The sequence below is a fragment of the Flavobacterium tructae genome (assembly GCF_001853485.1).
Taxonomy (GTDB): domain Bacteria; phylum Bacteroidota; class Bacteroidia; order Flavobacteriales; family Flavobacteriaceae; genus Flavobacterium; species Flavobacterium tructae.
The window spans coordinates 242,219-248,597 of sequence record NZ_MIKE01000028.1 but is presented as its reverse complement, the minus strand read 5'-3'; the positions used below and the strand labels follow the sequence as shown (position 1 = coordinate 248,597).

The following is a 6,379-nucleotide window of genomic DNA, read 5'->3' as shown; positions in this document are numbered from 1 at the left end:
TGGGGGTTGCGGTTTCAGGTTTGGGGTTTCAGGTTTCAGGTTTCAGGTTTCAGGTTTCAGGTTTCAGGTTTCAGGTTTCAGGTTTCAGGTTTCAGGTTTCAGGTTTCAGGTTTCAGGTTTCAGGTTTCAGGTTTCAGGTTTCCCCTTAAACTTAAATTTTATTTTAAAATTTAAGTTTAACTACTCAAAACCCACAACTTACAACTCACAATTTATAATTCATAATTAAAAAAAGATGTTATCACATAAAGCAAAATACGCCCTTAAGGCCTTACTTTATTTAGCAGAACAAGAAGAAAATCACATTTCAAGAACTATTGAAATCGCTGATGGAGCCAATATTCCTAAAAAGTTCCTGGAGCAGATTTTATTAGACCTGAAACGAGGACGTTTGGTAAGCAGTAAGCAGGGAAAATTTGGCGGATATTATCTGATACGCTCCAAAAATGACATCACTCTGGCAGAAATTCACCGTTTATTTGACGGTGCAATTGCCTTATTGCCTTGTGCATCATTAAACTTTTACGAACCATGTTCTGATTGTAAAACCGAGGAAGAATGCAGCTTAAGACATGGTTTAATGATCATTCGTGATGAGACTCTTAAGGCCATGCAAGGCATCACAATCGCCTCTCTCATCAAGAAATAAAAAAATATTTTCTAATTCCTAGTAAATCGATAGAATTTATATATATATTTGCAAAAAATAATTAACAAATCATTTACTAAAGTTTTAACTATGAGAGTACATTCACAACCAATCGATGTATCGAAAAATCTTTTGCAAAGAAATTATATTATTCCATTCACAACTGTGAAAAACTATTCTTCTACAATGTGTATGTGTTGGTAAAAAAAATTTATTTTAAATTCTACTAATCACATATACTTAATGTAAAAATGAAAAATTCGACAAAAAATATACTTACAATCTTATCTTTTTTAACCTTCTCTATAGCATTTGCACAAAACATTGAAGGTGTTGTTAAAACAAGTGAAAACATCCCTTTAGAAGCGGCAAACATTGTTATAAAAGGGACAACCTCAAATACTACTTCCGATCAAAACGGAAAATTCAGCATCGACAGCAGAGGAAAACTTCCGCTAACCTTATTAGTTCAATATGTAGGCTATAAAACTACTGAGATCGAACTTACCGATTTACCTATAGCCCCCCTACAAATAACTATTAAAGAAGAAAACGAACTTATTGAAGTAGTGGTTTCTTCGCGACGAAGAATCGAAAAAGTTCAGGACGTGCCAATCGCCGTATCGGTAATTACCGGTAAACAAGCAGAACAAACCGGAGCTTTTAATGTGAACCGAATTAAAGAACTCGTTCCTTCTGTACAATTATACTCTTCAAATCCAAGAAATACAGGAATCAACATTCGTAGCCTTGGTTCTCCTTTCGGACTTACTAACGACGGAATCGATCCGGGTGTTGGTTTTTATGTAGATGGGGTTTATTATGCTCGTCCGGCAGCCACTACTCTTGATTTTATTGACGTAGAACAAATTGAAGTATTACGCGGACCACAAGGATCTTTGTTTGGTAAAAATACTACCTCCGGTGCCTTTAATATTACCACTCGTAAACCAAGTTTCACGACTGGTGCTGATTTTGAAGTGAGTTATGGAAATTATGCTTTCCTTCAGGCGAAAGCATCCGTTACAGGAGCATTGGGTAAAAAAGTAGCCGGTCGTATCTCCTTTTCAGGTACACAACGTGATGGTTTGATCGATAATGTGGCTACGGGAAGACCTACGAACAGTTTAAACAATCAGGGAATTAGAGGGCAATTGCTTTTTACTCCGTCAGAAAATACGAATATTATTCTGGCAGCCGATATCACAACGCAACGTCCGGATGGATACGCACAGGTTGTGGCAGGTGTTGCACCTACGCAAAGAGCTGCTTACAGACAATTTAATGCTATCATTAAAGATTTAAACTATCAGCTGCCAAGCCAAAATGCTTTTGATCGAAAAATCGATCACGACACACCATGGCGTTCAGGACAGGACATGGGAGGTATTTCTCTTAACATTGATACTAAAATTGGGACAGGAACACTTACTTCCACTACTGCATGGCGTTTTTGGAACTGGGATCCATCAAATGACAGAGACTTTACAGGATTACAAGTTTTGGCTAAGTCTCAAAATCCAACCAGACAGACTCAATTTACACAAGAAGTACGTTACGCAGGTCAGCTAACTTCTAAACTTAGCGGTGTTGTTGGTGCCTTCTTTATTGATCAAACTTCGCAAACAGACGGAACAGAAGAATCCGGTAATGCACAATGGAGATTCTCACAAAGTAGCACCAGTCCGTTATGGAAAACTCCGGGACTTTTTGAAGGATACGGAATTAAAACTGATGCCAGAATCAGAGCTTCCAGTGCTGCTGTTTTTGGTCAGGTTGACTGGGCAATTACCGAGCGTTTACATGTATTACCGGGTATAAGATATAACTTCGACAAAAAAGATGCTCAATACAGCCGTACTACTTACGGTGGTCTTCAAACAACTGATCCGGCATTACTGGCGCTTAAAAAATCGGTTTACTCAGATCAGTCTTTTGCTTCGAATACTGACAATACCGATTTCTCAGGAAACATAACTGTATCTTATAAAGCATCTGACAAAATCAATGCTTATGCTACTTACGCTAAAAGTTACAAACCGGTGGGTGTAAATGTTGCAGGACTTCCAACAGATTCTAAAGGACTGCCATTATTGGATCTTGCGGTAATCAAACCTGAAAAAGTAAATCATTATGAAGTTGGAGTAAAAACTTCTCCTTTCAAAAATTCCATCTTTAATCTGACTTTCTTTAATACGGAAATTAAAGATTTTCAAACCAATGTTCAGGCTGCCGAACTTGGTGTAAACCGTGGTTATCTTGCCAATGCTGATAAAGTACGTGTAAGAGGTGCTGAACTTGATGCCAGTTTTGTTTTTAGCCAGCACCTGACTGTGAATGCAGCCGCGACTTATACAGATGCAAAATATGTTAAATTTACCAATGCACCACTTCCATTAGAAGAAACAGGAGCTCCAGTAGCTTTTAAAGATGTTTCAGGAACAGAATTACCAGGCGCTTCAAAATGGGCAGGATCTTTAGGAGGTGAGCTTTCTGACCATGCAAAATTCTTCGGAAATAAAGGAAAAATCTTCTTAGCTGTTGATTCTTATGCACGTTCTGAATTTTCATCAAGTCCTTCTGCTTCAAAATACTTAGTGGTTCCGGGATATGCTATTTTTAACGCTCGTTTAGGATTCCGCGCATCAGAAGGATTATCTGTTCATTTCTGGGGTCGTAACTTATTAAACAAAGATTACTATGAGCAATTACTGCCTGCCGGTGGAAATGCAGGACAATATGCCGCTGTACTTGGTGATCAAAGAACTTATGGTATTACTTTAAAATATTCATTATAAGCATTTAGTTAATTTTAAATACGATAAAACGAGATAGGTTTTCCAAACTTATCTCGTTTTTTTATTTCTAAAATTTCAAAATCTAAATTACAAAAATCTAATATCCTAGCTGTCTTTCGAATAAAAACCACTATTGTCTCATTCCTGCAGAGAATTAAAATTCCTCTCTTTGCCTCTTCTTTTTCCCTTTTTCAGCAGCAAAATTTCCTATTTTATAACTTACTGAGAACATAATATAACGCTTTAAAACAGTGTTTTCTTCATCACGGATTGATGTTGCCGAAATCGACGTCGTTGCGCTTTGATTCTGGTTTAGAACGTCGTAAACTTTTACTTTAGCATATACTTTTTTATCAAAGAAACCGTAAGACAAACTGGTATTCCACAGATAAAAATCTTTTTTGAAATTACCCGAAATGCTTGAATTATAAGTGTAGCCAAAATCATTTCCAAAAATCAGATTTTCCGGCCAATAACTTGTGGTCTGCAAATTGATTCTGTGCACCACATTTGAAATGGCATCTCTTGAAGAATTCTCGTATCTGGTTTCGTTATAAGACAAACTATAAGATGGAGAAATGATTAGCAGCTCACCGTATTCATAGGTAAAATTAAGCTTTGGAGTAATTGCTGTTGATTTTGCATTGTACAATACAGCATTGGTAAATCCTTTGTCAAAAGAATAACTTCCATTTAATCCCAAACCATATCTAAAAAGGTGAGCATCTCTTTTTACCGACTGATTCCAGTTTCCACCAATCGAGGTCGTGTAGGTTCCTGAAATATTGACATAAGTAGTGGTTCTCTTTCCACTATCGTCATAAATTGAAGTCGACACCACATCGTTGTTATAATAATCTCCCCTTACAAACAAACTGTAACCGGAACGCGTGCGGAAATCATAGTTCCTGAAGCTAATATTAGCACTGTTTTTCTCAATAGGACTCAAATCAGGATTTCCGGTGATCGTATTTAACGGATTCATTAAGTTTAAAACCGGCATCAATTGAACGGCCGTAGGAAGCGCATTGGAGTAATCGTATTTGAATGACAAATTTTTCGAACGGCTAAATTTATATCGAACCTGAAAATCGCCATAAGGCAAAAGATATCGTTTGTTCAAATCGGTAGCATTGTTTAGGTATAAAGAATGATTGTCGAACGCTACAATGGCAGTTCTACTGTTTAAATTAACCGTAAATTTTCGCTTTTGCCAGGTTAATCCAACTTTCGGACTGAAGGAATTTTGCTTTGAAGTGGTATAATTGGTTAAAGACTCATTCAAATCCGAATACGATTGTGTTGCGTTATCAAAATCGAATGTTTTTGCATCTTTGATCTCTTTATTCCAGTCAAAATTTGAACCGAATCTTAACCTTAGTGAATCTGTCACTGGTTCGGTATACTCAAGTTCAAGCGAATAAACATCACTTTTGTTGTTGTTTAGGCTTTTTTGATTTCTATCGTCATTAGGTTTGTTGTCCTGATAAAAAATTGTTTGTGAAAGGTTCTGAGCCTCGCTGTCTGTACTGGTGTTATTACTGTCAAAAGAAAGATTAAAATTTCGATAATCCTTCTTGAAAGCTTTATTAAAATTGATAGTATTCCCCAAACTCGTATTGGTACTTTCCGAGTAGGATTTAGCACTGCTTTCATTTAAGGAATTCCCATTTTCATCTTCCGAAAAACTTGATGAAGACGAGTTATTATTCGAACGGGACTGATTCACCTTTGGTATTATGACCAATCGGGTTGTGGGATCAATTTTATATTCCAGTTCAAAATTCGCATTGTTTCCGGTATTTTCATTTCTGGTTTTAGAATCCGCCGAAGTGGCAATATTTCCGGTGGGCAAAAAACTCACCTGATCTGACTTGCTGTCATTAGTATTTACCGAATTCGAGAAATTATAACTTCCCATTCCCGACCAGCTTTTCGACCAGTCATCGGAGTAATTAAGTCCAATTAAATTCGACTGTGTGATTCCTTTACCACTACCTGAACTAGTGTTTCCCTTACTGTTTCGTCCGCCTCCCATCGTATCAAAAACCTCGTCCATTGCAAAACTTGTGGAGTTAATATTGTTGGAAGAAGCCAAAAGACTTATTTTCTGTTTGTTATTAAAAAAATTCAGAATCAGACTGCTTTCATATCGATCGTCGGAACCATAACCTCCCAATATTTTCCCAAAGTACCCTTTATTTTTCTTTTCGTCGATCGTAATGTTGATGCTTGAAAAATCTGAAGTCGATTCCTGTTTGGAGAGCTCTTCTTTCTTCGTTTTAAAATCAGACACCTGAACCTTTTTGATTATTTCCGCAGGCAGATTTTTTAAGGCAATCGCGCCGTCTTTCCCAAAAAAAGTTTTCCCGTTAACTAAGACCTGATTAACCTCTCTTCCGTTTACGGTCACTTTCCCGTCGGTTCCCACATCAAAACCCGGTAATTGTTTCAATAAAGTCTCTACATTGGAGTCCGGACGGACTTTATATGAAGCAGCATTAAATTCTAAAGTGTCTTTTTTAATGGTAATTGGCGGTGCTTCGCTTTTTATCACGACATTTTTTAAGGCGTTTACATTTTCAAGCAAATACAACTTCCCGAAATCCTTACTCTCCTGAATGCTCTTTTCTTCCTCAAAATAAGGCTGATACCCCATATAATTAACCTTCAGAAAAACAGGTTTATCATACTTTTTAGTGGTAATGCTAAAAGCTCCATTTTTATCGGTTGTTGCATATTCGATTACGGTAGAATCTTTAACCGTGGTAAAATAAACCGTTGCCAGCTCAAGCGGCAATTGCGTATTAATATCTACTACGGTTCCTTTAATAACAATATCATTTTGGGCACTCGCCGCATAACAAAAAAGGAAAGTAATCAGGAAATATAAATATTTGGTCATGAAAATGGTTCGTTTGAGACAGTAAGA

At 36.9% G+C, this 6,379-nt stretch carries 3 protein-coding genes; 2 read left to right on the top strand and 1 reads right to left on the bottom strand.

The annotated features are described in order from the left end of the window. Positions 1 to 235: 235 nt before the first annotated feature. Both BHE19_RS21505 and BHE19_RS21500 read left to right on the top strand, forming a co-directional pair. Positions 236 to 649: an RrF2 family transcriptional regulator gene (locus tag BHE19_RS21505; RefSeq protein ID WP_070908800.1), complete on the top strand. Its 414-nt coding sequence runs from the start codon at positions 236 to 238 to the stop codon at positions 647 to 649. A gap of 251 nt (positions 650 to 900) precedes the next feature. Further along, entirely contained in the window at positions 901 to 3,447 is a 2,547-nt protein-coding gene (locus BHE19_RS21500) for a TonB-dependent receptor (RefSeq protein ID WP_070908799.1), read from the top strand. 154 nt (positions 3,448 to 3,601) lie between these two features. On the opposite strand, the gene BHE19_RS21495 is transcribed toward BHE19_RS21500, so the two are convergent. After that, positions 3,602 to 6,352 (bottom strand): outer membrane beta-barrel protein, encoded by a 2,751-nt coding sequence (locus BHE19_RS21495; RefSeq protein ID WP_070908798.1) that lies wholly within the window; start codon positions 6,350 to 6,352, stop codon positions 3,602 to 3,604. Between the last annotated feature and the right edge of the window lie 27 nt (positions 6,353 to 6,379).